20 protein-coding genes are annotated in these 22,923 nt (G+C 62.6%); 12 read left to right on the forward strand and 8 right to left on the reverse strand.

All coding sequences use genetic code 11. The features are described from left to right. Positions 1-134: 134 nt before the first annotated feature. Positions 135-1,088, reverse strand: a complete 954-nt coding sequence (locus tag ETW24_RS12980) for an MBL fold metallo-hydrolase (protein WP_129371436.1) — start codon at positions 1,086-1,088, stop codon at positions 135-137. Positions 1,089-1,234: 146 nt separating this feature from the next. Between ETW24_RS12980 and ETW24_RS12985 the strand changes: the two genes are divergently transcribed. The 4 genes from ETW24_RS12985 to kynA all read left to right on the forward strand — a co-directional run bounded on the left by ETW24_RS12985 (position 1,235) and on the right by kynA (position 4,638). Beyond that, positions 1,235-1,987 carry an SDR family NAD(P)-dependent oxidoreductase gene (locus tag ETW24_RS12985; protein ID WP_129371437.1) on the forward strand — a complete coding sequence of 251 codons (753 nt, stop codon included), beginning with the start codon at positions 1,235-1,237 and terminating at the stop codon, positions 1,985-1,987. Next, entirely contained in the window at positions 1,987-2,370 is a 384-nt protein-coding gene (locus ETW24_RS12990) for an MmcQ/YjbR family DNA-binding protein (protein ID WP_129371438.1), read from the forward strand. The genes ETW24_RS12985 and ETW24_RS12990 overlap by 1 nt, the downstream gene beginning before the upstream one ends. Before the next feature lie 92 nt (positions 2,371-2,462). Further along, a complete protein-coding gene (gene kynU, locus ETW24_RS12995) occupies positions 2,463-3,656 on the forward strand; it encodes a kynureninase (RefSeq protein WP_129371439.1) in 1,194 nt (397 codons plus the stop codon). A gap of 148 nt (positions 3,657-3,804) precedes the next feature. Beyond that, positions 3,805-4,638: a tryptophan 2,3-dioxygenase gene (gene kynA / locus ETW24_RS13000; protein WP_129371440.1), complete on the forward strand. Its 834-nt coding sequence runs from the start codon at positions 3,805-3,807 to the stop codon at positions 4,636-4,638. Between the two features lie 33 nt (positions 4,639-4,671). Here kynA and ETW24_RS13005 read toward each other — a convergent pair whose 3' ends face one another. Then, positions 4,672-5,253 (reverse strand): TetR/AcrR family transcriptional regulator, encoded by a 582-nt coding sequence (locus ETW24_RS13005; protein ID WP_129371441.1) that lies wholly within the window; start codon positions 5,251-5,253, stop codon positions 4,672-4,674. A 93-nt stretch (positions 5,254-5,346) separates the two neighbouring features. Between ETW24_RS13005 and ETW24_RS13010 the strand changes: the two genes are divergently transcribed. Both ETW24_RS13010 and ETW24_RS13015 read left to right on the forward strand, forming a co-directional pair. Beyond that, positions 5,347-5,811: a (2Fe-2S)-binding protein gene (locus tag ETW24_RS13010; RefSeq protein ID WP_129371442.1), complete on the forward strand. Its 465-nt coding sequence runs from the start codon at positions 5,347-5,349 to the stop codon at positions 5,809-5,811. 4 nt (positions 5,812-5,815) lie between these two features. Further along, positions 5,816-8,056 carry a xanthine dehydrogenase family protein molybdopterin-binding subunit gene (locus ETW24_RS13015; RefSeq protein WP_129371443.1) on the forward strand — a complete coding sequence of 747 codons (2,241 nt, stop codon included), beginning with the start codon at positions 5,816-5,818 and terminating at the stop codon, positions 8,054-8,056. Positions 8,057-8,100: 44 nt separating this feature from the next. Here ETW24_RS13015 and ETW24_RS13020 read toward each other — a convergent pair whose 3' ends face one another. From ETW24_RS13020 to ETW24_RS13035, 4 genes are all read right to left on the reverse strand, one after another. Further along, positions 8,101-8,535, reverse strand: a complete 435-nt coding sequence (locus ETW24_RS13020) for a GNAT family N-acetyltransferase (RefSeq protein WP_254695163.1) — start codon at positions 8,533-8,535, stop codon at positions 8,101-8,103. Positions 8,536-8,627: 92 nt separating this feature from the next. Next, positions 8,628-9,407, reverse strand: coding sequence for a gamma-glutamyl-gamma-aminobutyrate hydrolase family protein (locus tag ETW24_RS13025; RefSeq protein WP_129371445.1), 780 nt, complete (start codon positions 9,405-9,407; stop codon positions 8,628-8,630). A 121-nt stretch (positions 9,408-9,528) separates the two neighbouring features. After that, on the reverse strand, positions 9,529-9,957 hold the full coding sequence (locus ETW24_RS13030) for a GlcG/HbpS family heme-binding protein (protein ID WP_129371446.1): 429 nt from the start codon (positions 9,955-9,957) through the stop codon (positions 9,529-9,531). 114 nt (positions 9,958-10,071) lie between these two features. Then, entirely contained in the window at positions 10,072-12,219 is a 2,148-nt protein-coding gene (locus ETW24_RS13035; protein ID WP_129371447.1) for a malate synthase G, read from the reverse strand. A gap of 224 nt (positions 12,220-12,443) precedes the next feature. Between ETW24_RS13035 and pepN the strand changes: the two genes are divergently transcribed. From pepN to ETW24_RS13050, 3 genes are all read left to right on the forward strand, one after another. Next, complete coding sequence (gene pepN, locus ETW24_RS13040; RefSeq protein ID WP_129371448.1) at positions 12,444-14,999, forward strand: aminopeptidase N; 2,556 nt, start codon at positions 12,444-12,446, stop codon at positions 14,997-14,999. Next, complete coding sequence (locus ETW24_RS13045; protein ID WP_129371449.1) at positions 14,992-15,450, forward strand: hypothetical protein; 459 nt, start codon at positions 14,992-14,994, stop codon at positions 15,448-15,450. The genes pepN and ETW24_RS13045 overlap by 8 nt, the downstream gene beginning before the upstream one ends. 160 nt (positions 15,451-15,610) lie before the next feature. After that, positions 15,611-16,909 carry a hypothetical protein gene (locus ETW24_RS13050; RefSeq protein ID WP_129371450.1) on the forward strand — a complete coding sequence of 433 codons (1,299 nt, stop codon included), beginning with the start codon at positions 15,611-15,613 and terminating at the stop codon, positions 16,907-16,909. Positions 16,910-16,952: 43 nt separating this feature from the next. On the opposite strand, the gene ETW24_RS13055 is transcribed toward ETW24_RS13050, so the two are convergent. Beyond that, positions 16,953-19,298: a Tex family protein gene (locus tag ETW24_RS13055; RefSeq protein WP_129371451.1), complete on the reverse strand. Its 2,346-nt coding sequence runs from the start codon at positions 19,296-19,298 to the stop codon at positions 16,953-16,955. Between the two features lie 275 nt (positions 19,299-19,573). Here ETW24_RS13055 and gatB point away from each other — a divergent pair, with 275 nt between their 5' ends. Next, positions 19,574-21,085 carry an Asp-tRNA(Asn)/Glu-tRNA(Gln) amidotransferase subunit GatB gene (gene gatB / locus ETW24_RS13060; RefSeq protein ID WP_129371452.1) on the forward strand — a complete coding sequence of 504 codons (1,512 nt, stop codon included), beginning with the start codon at positions 19,574-19,576 and terminating at the stop codon, positions 21,083-21,085. Between the two features lie 217 nt (positions 21,086-21,302). Beyond that, the gene (locus tag ETW24_RS13065) at positions 21,303-21,800 is read left to right on the forward strand and encodes a DUF4177 domain-containing protein (RefSeq protein WP_129371453.1); all 498 of its coding nucleotides are present in this window, start codon (positions 21,303-21,305) and stop codon (positions 21,798-21,800) included. A gap of 19 nt (positions 21,801-21,819) precedes the next feature. Here the strand turns inward: ETW24_RS13065 and ETW24_RS13070 are convergent, their stop codons facing one another. After that, positions 21,820-22,074, reverse strand: coding sequence for a BolA family protein (locus ETW24_RS13070; RefSeq protein ID WP_129371454.1), 255 nt, complete (start codon positions 22,072-22,074; stop codon positions 21,820-21,822). 108 nt (positions 22,075-22,182) lie between these two features. On the opposite strand from ETW24_RS13070, the gene ETW24_RS13075 reads away from it, so the two are divergent. Beyond that, positions 22,183-22,806 carry a DnaJ domain-containing protein gene (locus ETW24_RS13075; protein ID WP_027258359.1) on the forward strand — a complete coding sequence of 208 codons (624 nt, stop codon included), beginning with the start codon at positions 22,183-22,185 and terminating at the stop codon, positions 22,804-22,806. Positions 22,807-22,923 lie beyond the last annotated feature (117 nt).

The raw sequence follows: 22,923 nt of genomic DNA on the forward strand, positions 1-22,923 counted from the left end.
GGGCGGGACTATCAGAAAAGGACAAATTGCCCCCGATGCTGCAGAAACGACGAATCTGTTCCGGCTTGCGGCATGATCCTGCATAGTTTCGCCCGAAAGCCTACGTATATTTATGTGTACTGAAGCGGAGGGGCTTATTCCCATTCCATTTCCTCGAACACCCGGCCTGCGTTTTTGGTAGCCAGTTCCTCGAATGTGTCCAACCCCTTCCATTGCTCCTGATCCACATAGTAGGCGCTGGCGAGGTCTCCGCCGTCCTCGATATGGGCGCCGACCTTGGCCCGCAGGTCCACCAGATAGTCAAAGGTATAGCGGCGCAGCTGCGGCAAATTGGTCGGGTGGCCATGGCCCGGGATGACATAGGCGGGGTTGAGCGGTTCCAGCTTGTCCTGCCAGGTCTCAACCCAGCATTTGGTGCAGGTGTGCGGAAAGACCGGCAGCATCCGTTCATGAAAGGCGATGTCGCCGGCGATCATCAGGTTCCACGCGGGAATCCAGACCTGGATGTCGCCGGGATCATGCGCCGGGCCCAGGTGCAGAACCTGAATTTCCACCCCCCCAAGGCTAAGCTCATAGCGGTCGTCAAAGGACAGGTTGGCATGTTCCACCCGCGTATCGCCGGCCCGGTCCTTGTTGTAGCCGCGCATGCGCTGCAGGATCATATCGCTGTTTTCCTGCGTTTCTGCAATTGCCTCGGCATGGGCCAGTACATCCACGCCCTGGTCGCGCCAATAGCCATTGCCCAGCATGGCATGGCCCTGGCCGTTTTCATTGATCACCAGCACCACGGGCTGATCGGTCACTTGCCTGATTTCCTGATGCAGCGCCTTGGCCAGCGCGTCCGAGGCACCGGCATTCACCACCACCACTCCTTCGCCGGTCACGATGAAGGACAGGTTGTTGTTGTGGCCTGCATTCTCATAGGTCGGCGGGGCCGTGGCGCCGATGGCGGAGAACACATGCGGGATGACCTCCACCGGTTTGGAGTAGAGTTCGGACTGGGGGTATTGGTCGGCAATGTCTTCGCTTGCCTGCGCGGCAATGGGCATCAGCAGGGCTGCGCAGGCAGCGGCGGCAAAGGCTTTCATTGGTATCTCCCTGAACGTTTGCCGCAACATTCACACATGTGAATATAACTGTAAACGCCAGACCCATGCGGCGTGACGGCACGGCGGGCTTGCCTGAGCGCTCTGCCCGGATAGGCTGTGCCCCAAAACAGGGAGGCCGGACGTTCATGACATTGACAGGCAAACACGCGCTGGTGACCGGCGGCGGCACCGGGATCGGGCTGGCCATCGCCCAAGGGCTGGCAGCGGAGGGAGCACACGTCACCATCACCGGACGGCGGCAAGAGGTTCTGGAAGAAGCCGCAACGGAGAACCTGCATCCCCTGGCCATGGATGTACGCAGCGAGGAGGACGTGGCGGCCAGGATTGCCGCCGCGGTTGAGGCGCGCGGCCCCATTCAGATCTGCGTGGCCAATGCCGGCGTTGCCGAGGGCGCTGCGCTGCACAAGACAACGATGGAGTTCTGGCGCAACATGATGGCGACCAATCTGGACGGGGCCTTTCTGACCATCCGCGAATGTTTCAAATCGATGCGGCAGACCGATTGGGGCCGGGTCATCACCGTTTCCTCCATCGCCGGGCTGCGGGGGCTGAAAGGCGCCGCCTGCTATTCCGCCAGCAAACACGGGATGATCGGCCTCACCCGCGCGCTGAGCGAGGATTATCTGGGCACGCCCTTCACCTTTAACGCGCTATGCCCCGGATACGTGGACACGCCGATTGTCGAGCGCAACATCACATCAATCGCCCAGCGCGCCGGGATGAGCGCGGTGGAGGCGCTGGACGTGATGGTCAACGCCAACCGCCACAAGCGGTTGATCGAACCCGGCGAAGTCGCCGCTGCGGCGCTTTGGTTGTGCGGACCGGGGTCGGGATCCATCAATGGCCAGTGCATCGAGATTTCAGGAGGGCAGACCTGATGGACCGCAAGGAATTCAACACATTCTGCGCCACATTCCCCGCCGCTGAACATGTGGTCCAATGGGGTAACTCCGACGTCTGGAAAGCTGGCGGCAAGCTGTTTGCGGTCTGCGGCTGGGCGGACGGCAAGGATGCCTTCACATTCAAAGCAGGAGAAATTGCCTTTGAAGTGCTGCAGGAACGTCCCGGCGTTCGTCCGGCACCCTATTTGGCATCACGCGGGATGAAGTGGTTGCAGCATTTTGAAGCCCCCGGCCTGTCAGATGCTGAGCTGCAGGAACAGATCACCCTGTCCTACCAGATGGTCACTGCAGGATTGTCCAAACGCAAACGGGCTGAGCTCGGCATTCCCGATCCCCAGCCTGCCGCCGGTCAGGGCTGACGCAGGCAGCCGGCCTCTGGACAGAATGCAATGGATACTATAGCAAACCGCAAAGCTTTAAGCTTGAAATACCTACCTGACGCGAGGCCACGATGACCGATTTTGCAGCGACCAAGGCGATGTTCGACTTGCCGGAAGGCATGATCTATCTGGACGGAAACTCGCTGGGGCCGCTGCCCCGTGCCGCCAAGGACCGTGTTGGCGCGATGATGCAGGACGAATGGGGCCGGATGCTGATCACCGGCTGGAACAAGGCCGGCTGGATGGACAAGCCCAAGGCGCTGGGAGACCGCATCGGGCGGCTGATCGGGGCGGAGCCGGGCCATGTGGTGATGGGCGACACGCTGTCGATCAAAGTCTATCAGGCGGTGGCTTCGGCACTGGAGCTGAACCCGGGCCGCAAGGTGGTGCTGTCAGACAATGGCAACTTCCCCACCGATCTCTATATGGCGGGCGGGCTGCTGAAATCGCTGGGGCCGGACTATGAGCTGCGGGTGGTGGACCCGGAAGCGGTGGAGGAAAACATCACCGACGAGATCGCGGTGCTGATGATCACCGAGGTTGATTACCGCACCGGCCGCAAGCACGAGATGAAAGCGCTTACCGAAAAGGCCCATGCCAACGGCGTGCTGACGGTCTGGGATCTGGCCCACTCAGCCGGTGCTGTTCCCGTGGATCTGGCGGGTTGCCGCGCCGATTTTGCGGTTGGCTGCAGCTACAAATACCTCAATGGCGGCCCCGGCGCGCCGGCCTTCATTTATGTTGCCCCCCGCCACGCGGAACACGTCCGCCCGGCGCTGTCCGGCTGGCTGGGGCATGAAGCGCCTTTTGCCTTTGACCTCGACTACCGCCCCGGCAATGGCATCGACCGGATGCGCGTCGGTACTCCGCCGATCCTGCAACTGACCGCGCTGGAGGCGGCAATGGATATCTGGGACATGGCGGACATGGAAACCGTGCGCGCCAAATCCATCGCACTGTGCGATCTGTTCATCACCGAGGTAGAGAAAACCTGCCCGCAGCTTGAACTGGCCTCGCCGCGCGACCCGGAGTTCCGCGGCAGCCAGGTGTCGTTCAAATTCACTTACGGCTATGCCGCCATGCAGGCGCTGATCGGCCGCGGCGTGATCGGCGATTTCCGCGCACCCGATATTATGCGCTTCGGCTTTACGCCGCTCTACATTAACGAGGACGACGTGCGCGCAGCGGCCCGGATCATTGCCGATGTCATGAACAACGCCCTGTGGGACCGTGCCGAATACAAAGTGCGCAACGCGGTTACCTGATGCGAACCACCCGCTCATACCATCTGCCGCTGTGCCGCCCGGCGGGCTGGGTCGCGCTGTGGCGCCGGCTGGCCCAATGCGGCACCCTGAACCGGAGAAACCCTTCCTTTCCCTGAACCGTGATACACTTTGGAAAAGGAAGACTTTGATGACAAAACCCTATGATCCCGCCGACGACGGAGCGCAGATGTCCTTTGACGGGCGAATGTCTTATGGCGATTACCTGTCGCTGGACATGCTGCTGAACGCGCAGAAGACATGGACCAATACCCATGACGAGATGCTGTTCATCATTCAGCACCAGACCTCGGAACTGTGGATGCGGCTGGCCATTCACGAACTGACCGCCGCCCGTGAACGCCTGCTGGGCGGCAAGGCGCATCAGGCCTTCAAAATGCTGGCCCGTGTGGCGCGCATTTTTGAGCAGCTGAACTCTGCCTGGGACGTGCTGCGCACCATGACGCCCTCGGACTACACCGCGTTCCGGGACGAGCTGGGCCAAAGCTCCGGCTTCCAGTCGCACCAGTACCGGCAGATCGAATTCATGCTGGGCAACCGCAACACGGCGATGCTGCGCCCGCACGTCCACCGCCCGGACATCCTGGCACTGCTGGAGGCAGAGCTGGCGCAGCCCTCGCTGTATGACGTAGCGCTGAAGGCGCTGGCGCGCAGCTTCCCGCTACCGGACGAAGTGCTGAACCGGGATCTGGCCGGGGCATATGTACCGCATGAGGCCGTGCAAGCCGCCTGGACTGAAGTCTACCGCGACACCGAAACACATTGGGAGCTGTATGAACTGGCCGAGAAGCTGGTGGACTTCGAGGATTATTTCCGCCGCTGGCGCTTCAACCATGTGACCACGGTGGAGCGGGTGATCGGTTTCAAGCGCGGCACCGGCGGCACCGGCGGCGTCAGCTATCTGAAACGGATGCTGGAAGTGGAACTGTTCCCCGAGCTGTGGCACCTGCGCACCGAGCTTTGATGCGCACGCGGGCCGGTTCGTCCGGCCCGCCCGTCAGCGCGGCGTCAGCCCGGCACCGAACAGCGCCGCCAGCTGGCGCACGCCTTCCAGGTAGGTGGCGTAATCCCCGGCGGATTGCTTGATACCCTTGAGGGACGCGCAAATGGTCCGGGCAATCACTTCGGCCTGCCCGTTCAGCACCGCCTGCCCGGTCTCTGCCTGCTGTTGCAGCCAAGTGGCATAAAGCCCGCGCAAAGCTGCTTCGCCCTCTTCGATTTCCTTACCGGAGACGTTCTTAGTGACTTCGAACAGCTCCATTCCGTGCGGTGAGGCCATCATCGACTGAATCGCTTCGCCGCCCTGCCCCTCAAAGGCCGCCAAAAGGCGCTTGGCCAGGGTTCCTTCGGAGGCCAGCCCGGCCCGGACATTCTCCGCAGTATTGTCATAATACGCGGCGACAAGCGCCCGGAAAATCGCCTCTTTGTTCCTGAAATGCAAATACAGCGCCGGCCGCGACATGCCCGCACTCTTGGCAATGTCATCCATCGAGGTCTTGCGGAACCCATAGGTAGAGAACGCTGCCCATGCGGCGCCCAGGATTACCTGCTGTTTCGGATCAATGCCTGCCATGTTCATGTTTTTGCTTCTGACATTCTCAGCGCAAAATGTCAATTGACATTCTGACATAATTGGTACACTTTGTCAGGACCACAGCAAGGGAGCCCCGCCATGCCAACAGACCTGCGCATCAACGGAAAGAAACATCAAGTGGACCTGCCGGATAACGTGCCCCTCCTGTGGGTTCTGCGCGATGAGGTTGGCCTGACCGGAACCAAATTCGGCTGCGGTGTTGCCGCTTGCGGCGCCTGCACGGTGCATATCGACGGCGCGGCGGTGCGCTCGTGCCAAGTGGCGCTGTCGGATGTCTGGGGCGAGGTCACCACAATCGAAGGTCTCGGCACGCCCGATGCCATGGCGGCAATCCAGCAGGCCTGGGTTAAGCATCAGGTGGCGCAATGCGGCTATTGCCAGTCCGGCCAGATCATGCAGGCGGCCAGCCTATTGGCCGAAAACCCGGCGCCATCAGACGCGGATATTGACGAGGCAATGCAGGGCAACCTTTGCCGCTGCGGCACCTATCCGCGTATCCGGGCTGCCATCCATTCCGCCGCGAAACAGATGCAGGAGGCGTAATCCCATGGCCAGCATCGCAAAAATCGCCCGCCGGACCTTCCTCATCGGCTCTGCCGCTGTCGTCGGCGGCGTTGCTTTCGGCGCCTATTACGTCAGCCGTCCCGCCCCTAACCCGCTGCAACCGGGCGATGGCGAGGCAGCACTGAACCCGTTTGTTCTGATTGATCAGAACGGCATCACCCTGTTTGCCCCGCGTGCCGAAATGGGCCAGGGGGTGAAAACCAGCTGGGCGGCGCTGATCGCGGAAGAGCTGGATGTGGAACTGGATCAGGTGCGGGTGCTTCACGGGCCGGCCGCCAAGGCATATTACAACTCTGCATTCATGGCGGATGCGCTGCCGGGCAAAGGCTATGACAGCGGCACCTTCAAGCATTCCATCGGCGAGGCACTGGGGCATCTCGGCAAGGTGCTGAACCTGCATGGCACCGGCGGTTCCACCTCGATGAAGGACGGCTATAAGCGGATGCGCCAAGCCGGTGCAACAGCCCGCGAGACACTGAAACAGGCGGCAGCGGACCGGCTCGGCGTCAACCGCAGCCAGTTCTCCACCGCCAACGGGGCGGTGATTGCACCGGATGGCACGCAGATCCCCTACACCGAGCTCGCAATGGACGCCGCCAAGCTGGACCCGGTGGAAGCGGACCTCCGCCCGCGCCATGAATGGCGGCTGATCGGAAAATCCCAGCCCCGCGTCGACATGGCGGAAAAATCCACCGGCACCGCCGAATTCGGCATCGACGTGCGGCTGCCGGGTATAAAATTTGCCGCATTGCGCATGAACCCGCGCCAAGGCGGCGGTATGGCAGGCTTTGACGCCGCAGCCGCCGCAGCAATGCCGGGTGTGGAAAAGGTAATTGATATGGGCACCGGCGTCGCAGTGGTGGCCAGCAATACTTGGCTCGCCATGCAGGCGGTGGATGCCATCGAGGTAAACTGGCAGGACGCCCCCTATCCTCCGGAAACAGATCAGATCTTCGCCCGCATTGCATCGGCCTTTGAAGACGCTCCGAATTCGGTGCTGCGCGATGACGGCGATGCGGATCAGCTGCCCGCAGGCGCAACTGAACTGACGGCAGACTACCAGGTGCCCTATCTGGCGCATGCCACAATGGAGCCGATGAATGCCACTGCCCTGCTGGAGGATGGCAGGCTGACCGTCTGGTGCGGCAACCAGATGCCCACGTTCACCCAGTCAAAATGCGCCGCCGAGGCCGGACTGGACGCCGAACAGGTGGACATCCGCACCACCTATCTGGGCGGCGGGTTCGGGCGCCGGGTCGAGTTCGACTATGCAGTGTTCGCCACCCGCATCGCCAAGGACATGCCTGGCGTGCCGGTGCAGCTGACATGGAGCCGCGAGGAAGACATGCGGCACGACATGTACCGCCCCGGCGCCATGGCGCGGATGCGCGGCGCGGTAAAGGATGGCACGGCGGTGCTGATGGACGGCAAAGTGGCAGCGGCCTCGCCCACCGAACAGGCGATGAAACGGCTGGCGGATTTCACCCCCGCAGGCCCGGACAAGGTGCATGTCGAGGGGTTCTTCAACTCCCCATACGCGATCCCGAATTACCGGATGGCCGGCCATATCTCGGACCTGCAGATCCCGGTTGGTTTCTGGCGCTCTGTCGGCAACAGCTTCAACGCTTTCTTCGTCGAAAGTTTCATGGATGAGATGGCCCATGCGGCCGGCACCGATCCGCTGGAATTCCGCCTGGACCTTGCCCGCCGCGAATGGGCGCCCGCTGCCGGCGTGCTGGAGGCGGTCAGGGAGATGTCAGGCTGGGCCGGCAAAACACCCGATGGCGTGGGACGCGGCGTTGCCCTGTGCTACAGCTTTGGCACGCCGGTGGCCGAAGTAATTGAGGTGGCGGAGGAAGACGGCAGCATCCGCATCGCCAAGGCCTGGATCGCCTGCGACATGGGCCGGGTGATCGACCCGGAAATCGTCAAGGCGCAGATGTTCGGCGGTATGGCATACGGGCTGTCGGCAGCCTGCTTTGGCGAGATCACCTTTGCCGATGGCGCCGCCGAACAGGGCAACTTCCCCGACTATGACGCCCTGCGCATGCACACGATGCCCGAAACAGAGGTGCAGGTGCTGGAAACCCAGGCCCATATGGGCGGCGCCGGCGAGCCCGGCACCCCGCCAGCGGCGCCGGCGCTGGCCAACGCGCTGTTCGACCTCACTGGCAAACGCGCGCGTCGCCTGCCTTTGATGCACGAGTTTGATCTACTGGTCTGAAACAGTTTGCGGCCTGCCACGCGGGCGGGCCGCAGGTTCTTCGCCTAGTCCAGGATCTTAACCATCCGGTAGTTGTGAATTTTCACGCCGCCACGCTCAAATTCGCACCGTTTTTCCAAGGCAAATCCCATCCGCTCGAAAAAGCCGCGCGCCGCTTCGCTCGCCTCGGTATACAACAGTCCGATCCCCTGACGCAGCGCAGTCTCTTCCAGTTTGCCGTAGAGCATCGCCGCAACGCCCTGCCCTGCCGCACGGGGGTGGCAGAACAGCATGTCGATATGGCCGTCCGCCTCAAGATCAATGAAAGCCGCCGGCACATCCGCATCATCCGCCGCCACCCAGACTGCGCGGCCATCGGACAGCTTCCGCAGGAAAGCTTCGCTTGACGGCGCCTCCGGGCACCATGCGCGGATTTGCGCAGGAGAATAAAACCGGCTGGCAATACCATGAACAGCGGATGCAAAAACATCCGTCAACACCGCTGCATCACCGGCTCTGAATTGCCTGATTCCGCAGCATACAGGCCTGCCAGCGGCCTCAAACCGTGCATTGATTGCCATATTCGAACCTTTTACGCTGACCGCTGCAAACCAGCCTGCGCCTTGCCAGCCGCCCAGGCTCTGACCGCATCGCCGAACGCCTCGAACAGCGGGCGCGACACCGGATCGCTGGCCGCATCCCATTCCGGGTGCCACTGCACAGACATCGTAAACCCGGCTGCGTCCTTGATATAGACCGCTTCGGCTGTGCCATCGGGCGCCTGCCCGTCAATCACCACGCGGGTGCCCGGGCGTTTGATCCCTTGCCCGTGCAGCGTGTTGGTCATGACTTCTTCGGCCCCGAACAAGCGGTGAAACACTCCGCCGGAGCTGAATTTCACCGTGTGGCGCAGGGCAAATTTTTCTTCCAGCGTGCCATCCGGCGGCATCCGGTGGTTCATCCGCCCCGGCAGATCGCGGATCTCCGGGTGCAGCGTGCCCCCCATCGCCACGTTGACCTCCTGAAAGCCGCGGCAGATGCCCAGAAAGGGCTGGCCGCGGTCAACACAGGCGCGGATCAGCGGCAAAGTGATCGCATCACGCGCCCGGTCAAAGGCGCCATGCGCTTCGGTCTCGGCCTCGCCGTATTCATGCGGGTGCACGTTCGGGCGGCCGCCTGTCAGCAAGAAGCCGTCAAAACTCTCCAGCAGTTCCTCAACCGTTACAAAACGGGGGTCCGAAGGGATCATCAGCGGCATGCAACCCGCCACTTCGGCGATCGCCTCGGAGTTCATGGTTCCGCCCGCGTGGACAGGGTACTGATCGTTGATCAGGTAGGAATTTCCGATGATGCCAACTTTGGGTCGCGCCATTTTCCGCTCTTCTTGTGCTGTATAAAGAAGAACCTAGCCCCCTGCGGGCGCCACATCAACGGGGAGCACGGCGCAACAGACTGTTCAGGCGCGCACAACGCTGCGGAATGTCCGTGAGAAGTCAGATCTCGCCCTGCAAACCCGCCGCTTCGATACCGGCCATGGCCGCGACGGCATCATTGTCCGAGCTGTCGCCGGTCACACCAACCGCGCCGATCACAGCACCGTCCGCACCGCGTACCAGCACCCCGCCCGGCACCGGCACCACTTGGCCGCCATAGACCCCGTTCACCGCCGCCATGAAATAGGCCTGTGCTTCTGCCCGGGCCATCTGCGCGCTGCCGGCCATACCCAGCATGACCGAGCCATAGGCCTTGCCATGGGCAATGGGGAACCGGCCCGGTGCGGCGCCGTCCTCACGCTCGAATGCCCGCACATGGCCGCCCGCATCCAGCACCACTACCGACAGCGGTTTCAGCCCCATCTCATGCCCTTTGCCCAAGGCCGCACGGATGATTGTGCGGGCCTGATCCAGTGAAATCTCAGCCATGGGTGTCTTTCCTTCCGTTCGCGTGACGTCACGGAACAGAAAAGGAGGCCAAAAGGCCCCCTTTGACTACCCCATTTTGCAGGGAAACTGTTTCATCCGGTCAGTTTGCCGCGGTCAGTTCGACGCTTGCTGCGCCTTCAGCTCCAGCCGCCGGGCGTGCAGAACCGGCTCGGTATAGCCGGAAGGCTGCACCCGCCCCTGGAACACCAGATCGCAGGCCGCCTGGAAGGCGATGGTGTCGAACCCCGGCGCCATCGCGCGATAGGTGTTGTCGCCGCGGTTCTGCTCATCCACCACCTTGGCCATCTTGTGCAAGCTGCCCATCACCTCTTCTTCGCTGACCACACCGTGATGCAGCCAGTTGGCGATATGCTGGGCGGAAATCCGGCAGGTGGCGCGGTCCTCCATCAGCCCGACATCATTGATGTCCGGCACCTTGGAGCATCCCACCCCCTGATCGACCCAGCGCACCACATAGCCCAGGATGCCCTGCGCATTGTTTTCCACCTCACGCGCGATCTGGCGCGGCGTCCATTTGCGGTAAGTGGCCAGCGGGATTTCCAGAATGCCGTCCACATGGGCGCGGCGGCCGCCGGCCATAAGCCGTTCCTGCACCGCGAACACATCCACCTTGTGGTAATGCAGCGCATGCAGGGTCGCGGCGGTCGGGCTAGGCACCCAGGCACAGTTGGCGCCGGATTTCGGATGCTCGATCTTCTGCTCGAGCATCGCCGCCATCATGTCCGGCATTGCCCACATGCCTTTGCCGATCTGCGCCTTGCCGCTGAGGCCGCACTCCAGGCCGATATCCACATTCAGGTTCTCATAGGCACCGATCCAGCCCTTGCGCTTGATGAAATCCTTGCGGGAGAACGGGCCTGCCTCCATCGAGGTGTGGATCTCGTCACCGGTTCGGTCCAGGAAACCGGTGTTGATAAACGCCACCCGGTGCTTGGCCGCACGGATGCATTCCTTGAGGTTCACCGAGGTGCGGCGCTCTTCGTCCATGATGCCGATCTTCACGGTGTGGCGCGGCAGGCCCAGGATGTCCTCGACCTTGTCGAAAATGCGGTCAGTAAAGGCGACTTCGTCCGGCCCGTGCATCTTGGGCTTCACCACATAGACCGAGCCATGGGCCGAGTTGCCGCCCTCGCGTTTCAGGTCATGCTTGGCAATCATCACGGTGATCAGCGCATCGAGCAGCCCCTCGTAAGCCTCCTTGCCGTCCTGATCCAGCACCGCCGGGTTGGTCATCAGATGGCCGACATTGCGCACCCACAGCACCGCCCGGCCCTTTACGGACATCGCAGAGCCGTCCGGCGCAGTGAAGCCGAAATCCGGGTTCAGACGGCGGGTGATGGTCTTGCCACCCTTGTCCAGCTTCGCTTCCAGATCGCCCCGCATCAAGCCCAGCCAATTAGAGTAGGCCTGTGTCTTGTCCTCGGCATCAACGCAGGCGACCGAGTCCTCGCAGTCCATGATCGCCGACATTGCGCTTTCCAGCCGCACATCCGCCAACCCCGCCTGATCGCGGGCGCCAATCGCATGGGCGCGGTCGAATACCAGCTCAACATGCAGCCCGTTGTTGCGCAGCAGCACGGCTTCAGGCGCCTTGGGGTTGCCGCGGTATCCTGCGAATTTCTCCGGCTGCGCCAGCGGCAGGTCGTCGATCAGCAGCTGGCCGTCCTGCACGTAATAGCGGCGCACATCGGCATGGCTGGCGCCGTCAATCGGGAAGGCTTCATCCAGGAACACCCGCGCCCGCGCCACAACCCGCGCGCCGCGGCCCTTGTCATAGCCGCCCTTGGGCGCCGGGGTTCCCATCGCATCGGTGCCGTAAAACCCGTCATACAGGCTGCCCCAGCGCGCATTGGCCGCGTTCAGCGCATAGCGCGCATTGGTGATCGGAACCACCAGCTGCGGCCCCGGCACCAAAGCGATCTCCGGGTCCACGTTCTGCGTCTCAATCTCGAAATCGCCGCCCTCCGGCAGCAGATAGCCGATCTCACTCAGGAACGCCTTATACCCTTCGTGGTCATGGGGCTTGTCCCGGTTGGCAATATGCCAGGCATCAATTTCAGCCTGCATCTGTTCCCGCTTGGCCAGCAACGCACGGTTTTCCGGGCCGAACCCGTTCACCAGCTCCGCCAGGCCCGCCCAGAACGCCTCGGCCTCAACCCCGGTGCCCGGCAGCGCCTGCTTTTCGATGAATTCCGCCAGCTCCGGCGCGACCTGAATTCCCTGCTTTTCGACCCGGCTCATGACTTGCTCCTTTGGGCGGTACACCACTGTATGCTGTCTCTTAACTAGGGGAGAAGTTTCCGATCGGCAACAAAACAGCCTTCCTCTGAAACCGAACTCAATTTCTTGATTATCAAGAAAGTGCTGCGGATTTTTCCAGACCGCCCTTCAGGCCCCCCAATCCGCTTGCAGTCACCTGCCTATCCTCTACACCTTAAAAGGACGCAGCGCCGAGGAGAGCGAGAATGGCCAAAGACACGCCCCAGACCTTCTACCTGAAAGATTACACCCCTTTTGGATACGACGTTGAAAGCGTTCACCTGACCTTCCGCCTGTCGCCGGAAACCACCCGGGTTCTCAGCAAAATCCGCTTTGCGCCCAAGGCGGACGCGGCAGACAAGACATTCTTCCTGCACGGCGAAGACCTCCAGCTGATCTCAGCCAAGATCGATGGCCAGGAAGTTGCGCCGGAAGTGACAGACAAAGGCCTCAGTTGCGACGTTCCCGGCGCCCCCTTCACCTGGGAAGCCGAGGTGGAGATCAACCCGGCCGGCAATACCGCGCTCGAAGGGCTTTATATGTCCAACCGCATGTATTGCACCCAGTGCGAGGCTGAGGGTTTCCGCAAGATCACTTACTACCCCGACCGCCCAGACGTGATGTCCACCTTCACCGTCCGGATTGAAGGCGACGAGCCGGTGATGCTGTCGAACGGCAACCCCATGGGCCAGGGCGAAGGTTGGGCTGAATGGCACGATCCCTGGCCGAAACCGGCCTATCTGTTTGCTCTGGTTGCGGGCGATCTGGTCAACCATCCCGGCCAATTCACCACCAAATCCGGCAAAGAGGTGGAGCTGAACATCTGGGTCCGTCCCGGCCCTGATGAGGGCAAATGCGCCTTTGGCATGGAAGCACTGAAAAAGTCGATGACATGGGACGAGGAGGTCTATGACCTCGAATACGACCTGGAGCTGTTCAACATCGTCGCCGTGGACGACTTCAACATGGGTGCGATGGAGAACAAAGGGTTGAACATTTTCAACTCCTCCTGCGTCCTGGCGTCCCCGGAAACCTCCACAGATGCAAATTTCGAACGTATTGAGGCGATTATCGCGCATGAGTATTTTCACAACTGGACCGGGAACCGCATCACCTGCCGCGACTGGTTCCAACTGTGCCTGAAGGAAGGTTTGACGGTCTTCCGCGACGCCCAGTTTACCTCCGACATGCGTTCGGAACCGGTCAAACGGATCGAGGATGTGATTACCCTGCGTGCCCGCCAATTCCCCGAGGACGGCGGCCCCTTGGCCCATCCGCCGCGCCCCGAGGAGTTCCAGGAGATCAACAACTTCTATACCGCCACCGTCTATGAGAAAGGCGCCGAGGTTATCGGCATGCTCAAGCGTCTGGTAGGGGATGAGAATTACTACAAGGCGCTGAAACTCTATTTTGAGCGCCACGACGGCCAAGCCTGTACCATCGAGGACTGGCTTCAGGTGTTCGAGGACGCCACCGGCCGCGACCTGCAGCAATTCAAACTGTGGTACAGTCAGGCAGGCACCCCGCGGGTGAAAGTGTCCGAGGAATACGCCGACGGCACCTATACCCTGACGCTTGAACAATCGACGCCGCCGACGCCGGGCCAGCCGGACAAGGCGCCGCGGGTGATCCCGATGGCGGTGGGCCTGTTGTCCCCCAACGGCGACGAGGTCCGCGCGACAGAGGTGCTGGAGCTGACGGAAGCCAAGCAAAGCTTCACCTTCGACGGCCTCGCTGCCAAACCGGTGCCCTCGATCCTGCGCGAGTTTTCCGCCCCGGTGATCCTGGAGCGCGACACCACCAATGCCGAACGCGCCTTCCTGCTGGCCCATGACACCGACCCGTTCAACCGCTGGGAGGCAGGCAACGCGCTGGCCAAGGAGGTCCGCTTGGCGATGGTGCTGGACGGTGCCGCGCCCGATGGCGCCTATCTGGATGCGCTGGAAAAACTGGTGCGCGATGACGATCAGGACCCTGCCTTCCGCGCCCTGGTGCTGTCGCCGCCCAGCCAGGCCGACATCGCCCAGACCCTGTTTGAACGCGGCTATACCCCCGATCCGCAGAAAATCTATGACGCGGCTGAGACCTTTACCCAAACCCTGGCGCAGCAGCTGGAAACCAGCCTGCCCCGGCTTTATGCCGCCACCACAGTCGAAGGCCCTTATGCGCCGGACGCTGATAGCGCAGGCAAACGCGCCCTGAACGGCCGTATCCTGTCGCTGCTCACCCGTCTGGACGGCGGCGAACAGGCAGCGCGCCAATACGCAGCTGCGGATAACATGACCCAGCAATACACCGCTCTCGCCGCGCTGATGAAGGCTGAAAAAGGCGATGCCCAATCCCAGGCCTTCTTTGATCAGTGGCAGGACGACCGGCTGGTGATGGACAAGTGGTTTGCCCTGCAGATCGCCTGCGCGGCGCCACAGAAAACCGCAGCCACCGCAGCCGCCCTGACCAATCATGCGCTGTTCGACATGAAAAACCCCAACCGCTTCCGCGCAGTCTTTGGCGCATTGGCGGGCAACCACGCGGGCTTCCATCACGCCAGCGGCGAGGCCTATGCCCTGCTGGCAGAGAACCTGATTGCATTGGATAAACTGAACCCGCAGACCACTGCCCGCATGTGCGCCGCCTTCCAGACTTGGAAACGCTATGACGCCGGCCGCCAGTCGCTGATCCGCGCCCGGATGAGCCGCATTGCCGGCGCGCCGGGTCTCAGCCGGGACACCAATGAGATGATCACCCGGATCCTGGATGCCTGAAACACCGGAAACACGCTCTCCGGCGGCGGATTACAGCTTCTCGCGCCGGGGCCGCTCTCCCACGGCAATGCTGGCAACCGGCGGCTGGCTGGCGGCGCTGCTGGTGTTGTGGCTCTTGCTGGATGCGGCCGTTTGGCTGGTGATCCTGCTGGCCCTGCCGGTTGTTCCTGCGCTGCTGGACCTGATCCGCAACCCCCTGTCAGGCCTCATGTTTTCTGGAAACCAATTGGAATGGTTCACCGGAGGCCTGACCGGCAAGGCCGAGCTTGGAGAGATCGACCGCATGCGTTTTGACACCCGATGGGATTTCTCAGTCCGCGCCACATTGATCCTGCGCAACGGTAAACGCATCCGCTTGCCGCAAGAGGCCACCCCGCCGCACGCCGAAGCGGACGCCGCATTCCAGGCCCGCGGCATCAGGACCGAACGCCATCATTTCACTGCGTTTTGACGGCGCTGGTCTTGAACTTGCGCATCAGCTGCCATTGCCGCTGCCGCCACCCGCGATTGTTCCCATTGAGGCGTTAACTTCCCCAGTGCCGCCATCTTTGCGCCCCAATGCCTGACGACATTGGGAGCAACGATAAGCTGCCACTCATCAGGAAGCGCAAATGCTCACAACCTCACGACAGGCACGGGATTTTCTGTCCCGCATTTCAGGTCTGGTTTCCGACCGCTCCAAGCCTGCCGCCACTTCTGTTCCTGTTCCTGTTTCGTCCCTGGTCCCTGCCCCGGCAGAGGAACTGCTGAACCGCCGCCTGGAAGACAGCCTGTCGATCCCGGTCAGCCGCGAACAGGGTGATCCGGATTGCATCCAGGCCCAGGACCGCGGCCAGTTTCTGGCCCGTCAGGAGCGCTGGGACGAACTGTCCCGGCAAATCGGTGAAGCAGATCAATCCCGCGCCGCCGCACGCTGCGGACTGCCGCTGGCCGACCTCATCGCCTATGGTGCCCGGGCTGATGTTGTGAACGCAACCGAAGATGCGCTGACGGAAAACCCGGATGTCTGCAACCGCACATTGATCCGCGGCCTGATGGCGTTTGAAGCGTTGCGGGCCGAGAACCGCCACGACCCCTATCTGACAGCGCTGGTCGCCCTTGCCCATATCGACATCGGCTGGGCCTGGCGCGGATCTGAGGGACCCATTGCAGCCCCGCCGGCGAACCAGCGCCGCTGCGCCGCCCATTTCGACCGTGCCGCGGCCTTGCTGGATCCAATCGCAAACGATTGCCAGGACAGCCCGTTCCTGAAAGCCGCACACTGCGCACTGTTTGCCGGCCGCAATGCCGGGACGCTGCGGGTGGCCGATGAATTCGCCGCGCTGATCGATCTCGCTCCCGGCAACCACCGCCACATGCGCACACTCGGCACCCATATGCTGCCGCGCCGGTCCGGCTCCTATGCGGCCCTCGAACTGGAGGCCCGCCGCACCGCCTCGCGCACCGCTGAAACCTGGGGGGCCGGCGGCTACGCTTGGGTCTATTTCGACGCCATTGCCATCGACGATCAGGCCTGCGCCCGTGTTGACTCCCGGCTCTTCCTCGACGGGCTGAAGGACATCGTCAATGCCAACCCCGCGCAGGAAATGATCAACCTGCTGGCCGCCTATTGCACGGTTTCCCTGCGCAAGGGTCTGGGGCAAAACCTGCAAGCCGACCTGCCTCGGCTGAAGATTGCCGAGGCTGCAAACTGGCTGATCCGCGATCACCTGACGGAACTGCATCCGCTGGTCTGGGCGCATGCCGCCGAAGGCTTTGACAACAGCGCCCGCATCCGCTCTGTCAGCCGCTTTGCCGCCCGTGGCCATGCCGGCGCGCTTGCGGCCATCGCCGGGCAATTCCGCGAAGAGATCGAAGGCGGGCAACAAATCGCCTTTACCGGCCGGGGCCTGCAAGTCAGCCCGGCGTAACTGGCCGGTATCAAGGAAAAAGCGGGGCCATGGCCCCGCTTTGCTAAGTTTTCTTGAAGGCATCCATCAGCGCCGCGCCCAGCGCGCCTGTGCCCTGCCCCTTGCCTTGGCTGCCCTTGGGGCTGGCAGAGGTTTTGCCTTTTGCGCCGGCAGGCATGCCGCCCCGCCGCGGCCCCGCGCCCTTGGACGGACCGCGCGCGCTGCGGTCCTCCTTGGCCGAAGCACCGCCATCCTTGCGCATGGTCAATCCAATCCGTTTGCGCGGCACATCGACTTCGGTGACCGTCACCTTGACCACCTGGCCGGTCTTCACAACCTCATGCGGGTCCTTCACAAAACGGTCCGCCAACTGGCTGACATGCACCAGCCCGTCCTGATGCACGCCAATGTCCACAAAGGCGCCAAAGGCTGCCACATTTGTCACCGTGCCTTCAAGCACCATGCCCGGTTTCAGGTCGGTGATCTGCTCCACCCCGTCTTTGAAGGACGCCGTCACAAAAGAAGGACGCGGGTCGCGGCCCGGCTTTTCCAGCTCCTGCAAAATGTCCCGCACGGTGGGCAGACCGAAACTGTCGCTGACAAAATCCTCTGCCCGCAGCCCTTTCAAGGCGGTCTCATCGCCCATGATCTGGCGGATGTCGCGCCCGCAGGCCGCAACCACCCTGCGCGCCACATCATAGGCCTCGGGGTGAACCGAGGACGCATCCAGCGGTTCCTTGCCATCGCGGATGCGCAGGAAGCCCGCACATTGCTCAAACGCCTTGGGGCCCAGCCGCGCCACCTTCAGCAGCTCCTTACGGGACATAAACGCACCATTCACATCGCGGTGCGCCACAATCGCCTCCGCCAAGCCGGGGCCAAGACCCGAGACATGCGCCAGCAGCGGCGCCGATGCCATGTTGAGATCCACACCCACCCCGTTCACCACATCCTCGATCACCGCCTCCAGCGATTTCGAAAGTTTGTGCTGGTCCACATCGTGCTGATACTGGCCCACACCGATGCTTTTGGGTTCGATCTTCACCAGTTCCGCCAGCGGGTCCTGCAGGCGCCGCGCAATCGACACCGCGCCGCGCAAACTCACGTCCAGATCCGGGAATTCCCGCGCTGCCAGCTCGGACGCGGAATAGACCGATGCGCCAGCCTCAGACACCACCACCTTGGTCGGCGCCTTCACTTTCGCGGGCAGATGGTTCAGCACCTCCGCCACCATCCGCTCAGTCTCGCGGCTGGCAGTGCCGTTGCCAATGGCGATCAGCTCGACGCCATGCTCGGCGATCAGTTTCACAATCGATACCTGCGCGCCGCGCAGATCATTCTTTGGCTGAAACGGGTACAGCGTCTCGGTGGCCACCAGTTTGCCCGTAGCATCAACCACCGCCGCCTTGACGCCGGTGCGGATGCCCGGGTCCAACCCGAGGGTCGGCCGCGCACCGGCTGGCGCCGCAAACAGCAAGTCCTTCAGGTTGCGTGCAAACACCTGAATGGCATCCTCCTGCGCCCGTCCCCGCAGATCGCCCATCAGTTCCAGCATCATCGACAGGCTCAGCTTCACCCGCCAGGTCCAGCCTGCCACCTTGCGCAGCCAGATATCCCCCGGACCATTGCCGCCCGCGCCCAGCTCCGCTGCGACCATCGCCTCGGCCCTGGCCGCGCCTTCCTCCGGCTCCGGCCCCACATCCAGCGTCAGCACGCCTTCATTTGAGCCGCGCAGCATCGCCAGTGCCCGGTGTGACGGAACGTCCGCCCAGCGCTCGGTATGGGCAAAATAGTCCGAAAACTTGGCGCCTTCCTGTTCCTTGCCTTCGATCACCTTGGCTGTGAGCACCGCCTCCCGCTGCAGGAACTCCCGCAACCGCCCCAGCAGATGCGCCTTTTCCGTCAGACGCTCGGTCAGAATGTCCCGCGCCCCGTTCAGCGCATCCTTCACCGTTGCCACCGTCCCGGTCACATACCCGCCGGCCAGCTGTTCCGGGTCAGCACTCCGATCTGCCAGAATGGCATCGGCCAGCGGCTCCAGCCCGTTTTCGCGCGCAATCATTGCCTTGGTGCGCCGCTTGGGCTTGTAAGGCAGATAGATGTCTTCCAGCTGCGCCTTGGTCTCGGCCTTGGCAATTGAGGCCGCCAGATCTTCGGTCAGCTTATCCTGCCCCTTGATCGTGTCGAAGATAGCAGCCCGCCGCTTTTCCAGCTCGCGCAGATATTCCAGCCGCTCCGCCAAGGTGCGCAGCTGGGTATCATCCAACCCGCCCGTCGCCTCTTTCCGGTAGCGCGCGACAAAGGGCACCGTCGCGCCCTCGTCCAGCAGCGAAACCGCGGCGTTCACCTGTTTCGATGCGGCGCCGATTTCTGCGGCGATTGTCTGGCTGATGCGGGCGGATGTGTCCAATGCGGCCTCCTGAAATTCTGCTCGGGCATCTTTCTTAGCCGCGCTGGCGGGCACCGCCAAGCGAATGTTTCGCCCCCGGCGGAGGGCCGCACCCAAACCTTAGAGGCTGCGAACGCGCCCTCCCCTTTGCCGGAGGCAAACCTGCGGTTTGACGGGAGCAGCGGGCGCGGCCCGGTCTTTTAGCCCGCACCAAGTGCCCATTGCCCCCTTGCCCCTGCCCGCCAGCGGGCCTAGAACGCTTGCCAACATCGGACATTCGGATACGGCGGAAAACCATGCTCGACCTGACATATGAACTCCCCAAGCCCAAGGTGATCGCGGGCGCCAAGCATGACTGGGAACTGGTCATCGGCATGGAGGTGCATGCCCAGGTCAGCTCCAAGTCCAAGCTGTTCTCCGGCGCCTCCACCAAATTCGGCGCCGAGCCGAACTCCAATGTGGCCTTTGTGGACGCAGCAATGCCCGGCATGCTGCCCGTGATCAACGAATACTGCATTGAACAGGCGGTGCGCACCGGGCTGGGCCTGAAGGCGGATATCAACCTGTGGTCGGCCTTTGACCGCAAGAATTACTTCTACCCCGACCTGCCGCAGGGCTACCAGATTTCACAGCTCTACCACCCCATTGTGGGTGAGGGCGAAGTGCTGGTGGAACTGGGCGACGGCACCGCACGCAACGTGCGGGTCGAGCGCATCCACATGGAGCAGGACGCGGGCAAATCGATCCACGACATGGATCCCAACATGTCCTTTGTCGACCTGAACCGGACCGGCGTCTGCCTGATGGAGATCGTGTCGCGCCCCGACATCCGCGGGCCGGAAGAAGCCGCCGCCTATATCGCCAAGCTGCGCCAGATCATGCAGTATCTGGGCACCTGCGACGGCAACATGCAGAACGGTAATCTGCGCGCCGACGTGAACGTTTCGGTCTGCTTGCCGGGCCAGTACGAGAAGTACCAGGAAACCCAGGATTTCGATCATCTCGGCACCCGCTGCGAGATCAAGAACATGAACTCCATGCGCTTCATCCAGCAGGCCATCGAAGTCGAGGCCCGCCGCCAGATCGCCATCATCGAAGCGGGTGGCAAGATCGACCAGGAAACCCGCCTGTATGATCCGGACAAGGGCGAAACCCGCTCCATGCGGTCCAAGGAAGAAGCGCATGATTACCGCTATTTCCCCGACCCCGACCTGCTGCCGCTGGAGATCGAACAAGCCTGGGTCGATGACATCGCCGCCAATCTGCCGGAACTGCCGGACGAGAAAAAGGCGCGTTTCATCAAAGACTTCGGACTTAGCGACTATGACGCCTCGGTGCTGACCGCCGAGGTCGAGGCCGCGGCCTACTTTGAAGAAACCGCCAATGGCCGCAACGGCAAGCTGGCTGCCAACTGGGTGATCAACGAACTGTTCGGCCGCCTTAAGAAAGAAGATCACGCCATCAGCGATTCGCCGGTTTCCCCGGCGCAGCTCGGCGGTATCATTGATCTGATTTCCTCGGACGCCATCTCGGGCAAGATCGCCAAGGACCTGTTCGAGATCGTCTATACCGAAGGTGGCGACCCTGCGCAGATCGTCGAAGAGCGCGGCATGAAGCAGGTGACCGACACCGGCGCCATCGAAACCGCCCTGGACGAAATCATCGCCGCCAACCCGGCGCAGGTGGAAAAGGCCAAGGTGAACCCGAAACTGGCAGGCTGGTTTGTCGGCCAGGTGATGAAAGCCACCGGCGGCAAGGCCAACCCGGCTGCCGTGAACAAGCTGGTGGCCCAGAAACTGGGCGGCTGACCGCTTTCGGACGCAGTTTTTAAGAGGGGCGCCGCCGGCGCCCTTTTTGTTTGCCCCGGCGGGGTCTGAACAGACACCACTGGGCGGCTTCACGGCCTTCCGCCAGCGCATCCACGATTGCGTTCCGGCAGGCCGCCCCCGGTCATCAAGCCAATTACCTGTCTTGGCCCGCTCCAAATTGCTTGCTACAAGCCCTCAAGCAGGAAGAGTAAAGCAAATGCAAGCCTACGAATACAAAGTTGTCCCCGCCCCGGCCAAGGGCACCAAGGCGAAAGGGGTCAAGACTCCGGAGGCGCGCTTTGCCAATTCGGTTGAGAGTCTGCTGAATGAGATGGCTGCCGGCGGCTGGGAATTCCAGCGCGCCGAACTGCTGCCAAGCGAGGAGCGGTCCGGCCTTACAGGCTCCACCACCAACTGGCGCAATGTGATGGTTTTCCGCCGGGCGCTGGCCGCGGATCAGCCGGCAGAATTGCCGGCACCAGGCCGCAAGGAACCCGCTGCCCCCTCAGTCGAGTTCCGCCATTCCGAGCCGCACACACCGCCGCTCACCGCGGCGGCCGGCGATCCGGAGGCGCCGCCAGAGGCAACCCAGGTGCCCGGTCCGGGCGCCGCCAGGATGCAGTCGGATGATGGTGTCGAGGAACTCAGTCCGGTTGCCGGCATGACTGCCGCGCTGAAGAAACGCGCCGAACAGAAAGGCGACGGGGAGGACTGATCCTCCCGCGCCCGGGTGCCTAGACCCCGATATCCAGCGCCAGTGCGTGAATGCGCGGCACAATACCCCCCAGCGCCTTATGCACGGCGCGGTGCTGCGCCACCCGGTTCATACCCTCGAACGCTCCGGCGCGGATCATCACTGCAAAATGGCTCTCGCCCGAGCCATCGTCGCCTGCATGGCCTGCATGTTTATGGCTTTCGTTCACCACCTCCAGCGCGCTGGGGGCAAAGGCCGCCTGCAGCGCTGCTTCCATCTCTTTCTTCACGTTCATTTTCCGCTCATCCCCATAATTTTTTCGGCGCGCCCCCTTCTATCTGGCGCACCTTAGACTAAACTGCTGCCTCCGAGTCGAACAGATGCGTCTAGAAGGTGCGCCCCCATGAGCAAGTCCGATCCCTTTGGCTTTGATATGTCCATCCGCTCAGCCAAAAAGAAAAATCCGCGCGGACGCCGGGCCGCCACCGGCGCGTCCGAGACCTCCGTCCGCCAATGCGACAAGGACGGTTGCGAAGAAGCCGGTAAGTTCCGCGCGCCCAAGGCGCCGGATGTTCTGGATGATTTCTACTGGTTCTGCCAGGAGCACGTGCGCGAATACAACAACGGCTGGAACTTCTTTGAAGGCACCACCGAGGCCGAGCTGAACGCGCAGCAGTCCAAGGACAAGGTCTGGGAGCGCGAGACCAAGCCGATGGGCGACCCCGAGGCCCGCGCCTGGGCCCGTCTCGGCATTGAGGACCCGCATCAGGTGCTGGGCGTCAATGCGACGCAGAACCCGGGCCGGGCTGCCAAGGCGGGCCGCCGCCTGCCGCCCACCGAGCGCCGCGCGATCGAGATCCTGGAAGCCAAGGACGACTGGACCAAGGCCGATATCCGCAAGGCCTACAAGAAGCTGATCAAGGTGCTGCACCCCGACATCAACGGCGGCGACCGCAGCCAGGAAGAGCAGCTGCAAGAAGTCATGTGGGCCTGGGACCAGATCAAGGACAGCAAAAGCTTCAAATAGGCGGCCGGAACACGGATGCGCAAAGAGCGGCCTGGGGCCGCTCTTTTTTTGCCGAAGGCGGCCCCCGGCCATGGCATGGCAGGCGCCAAGGGTCAGGCAGCTATCCTTTGGGTCAGG

The organism is Leisingera sp. NJS204, from assembly GCF_004123675.1.
Taxonomy (GTDB): Bacteria; Pseudomonadota; Alphaproteobacteria; order Rhodobacterales; family Rhodobacteraceae; genus Leisingera.

Bases quoted from the DNA above. Each gene is read 5' to 3' on its own strand.
- ETW24_RS12980 (WP_129371436.1), bottom strand. From the start codon at position 1,088: ATGAAAGCCTTTGCCGCCGCTGCCTGCGCAGCCCTGCTGATGCCCATT.
- ETW24_RS12985 (WP_129371437.1), top strand. From the start codon at position 1,235: ATGACATTGACAGGCAAACACGCGCTGGTGACCGGCGGCGGCACCGGG.
- ETW24_RS12990 (WP_129371438.1), top strand. From the start codon at position 1,987: ATGGACCGCAAGGAATTCAACACATTCTGCGCCACATTCCCCGCCGCT.
- kynU (WP_129371439.1), top strand. From the start codon at position 2,463: ATGACCGATTTTGCAGCGACCAAGGCGATGTTCGACTTGCCGGAAGGC.
- kynA (WP_129371440.1), top strand. From the start codon at position 3,805: ATGACAAAACCCTATGATCCCGCCGACGACGGAGCGCAGATGTCCTTT.
- ETW24_RS13005 (WP_129371441.1), bottom strand. From the start codon at position 5,253: ATGAACATGGCAGGCATTGATCCGAAACAGCAGGTAATCCTGGGCGCC.
- ETW24_RS13010 (WP_129371442.1), top strand. From the start codon at position 5,347: ATGCCAACAGACCTGCGCATCAACGGAAAGAAACATCAAGTGGACCTG.
- ETW24_RS13015 (WP_129371443.1), top strand. From the start codon at position 5,816: ATGGCCAGCATCGCAAAAATCGCCCGCCGGACCTTCCTCATCGGCTCT.
- ETW24_RS13025 (WP_129371445.1), bottom strand. From the start codon at position 9,407: ATGGCGCGACCCAAAGTTGGCATCATCGGAAATTCCTACCTGATCAAC.
- ETW24_RS13030 (WP_129371446.1), bottom strand. From the start codon at position 9,957: ATGGCTGAGATTTCACTGGATCAGGCCCGCACAATCATCCGTGCGGCC.
- ETW24_RS13035 (WP_129371447.1), bottom strand. From the start codon at position 12,219: ATGAGCCGGGTCGAAAAGCAGGGAATTCAGGTCGCGCCGGAGCTGGCG.
- pepN (WP_129371448.1), top strand. From the start codon at position 12,444: ATGGCCAAAGACACGCCCCAGACCTTCTACCTGAAAGATTACACCCCT.
- ETW24_RS13045 (WP_129371449.1), top strand. From the start codon at position 14,992: ATGCCTGAAACACCGGAAACACGCTCTCCGGCGGCGGATTACAGCTTC.
- ETW24_RS13050 (WP_129371450.1), top strand. From the start codon at position 15,611: ATGCTCACAACCTCACGACAGGCACGGGATTTTCTGTCCCGCATTTCA.
- gatB (WP_129371452.1), top strand. From the start codon at position 19,574: ATGCTCGACCTGACATATGAACTCCCCAAGCCCAAGGTGATCGCGGGC.
- ETW24_RS13065 (WP_129371453.1), top strand. From the start codon at position 21,303: ATGCAAGCCTACGAATACAAAGTTGTCCCCGCCCCGGCCAAGGGCACC.
- ETW24_RS13070 (WP_129371454.1), bottom strand. From the start codon at position 22,074: ATGAACGTGAAGAAAGAGATGGAAGCAGCGCTGCAGGCGGCCTTTGCC.
- ETW24_RS13075 (WP_027258359.1), top strand. From the start codon at position 22,183: ATGAGCAAGTCCGATCCCTTTGGCTTTGATATGTCCATCCGCTCAGCC.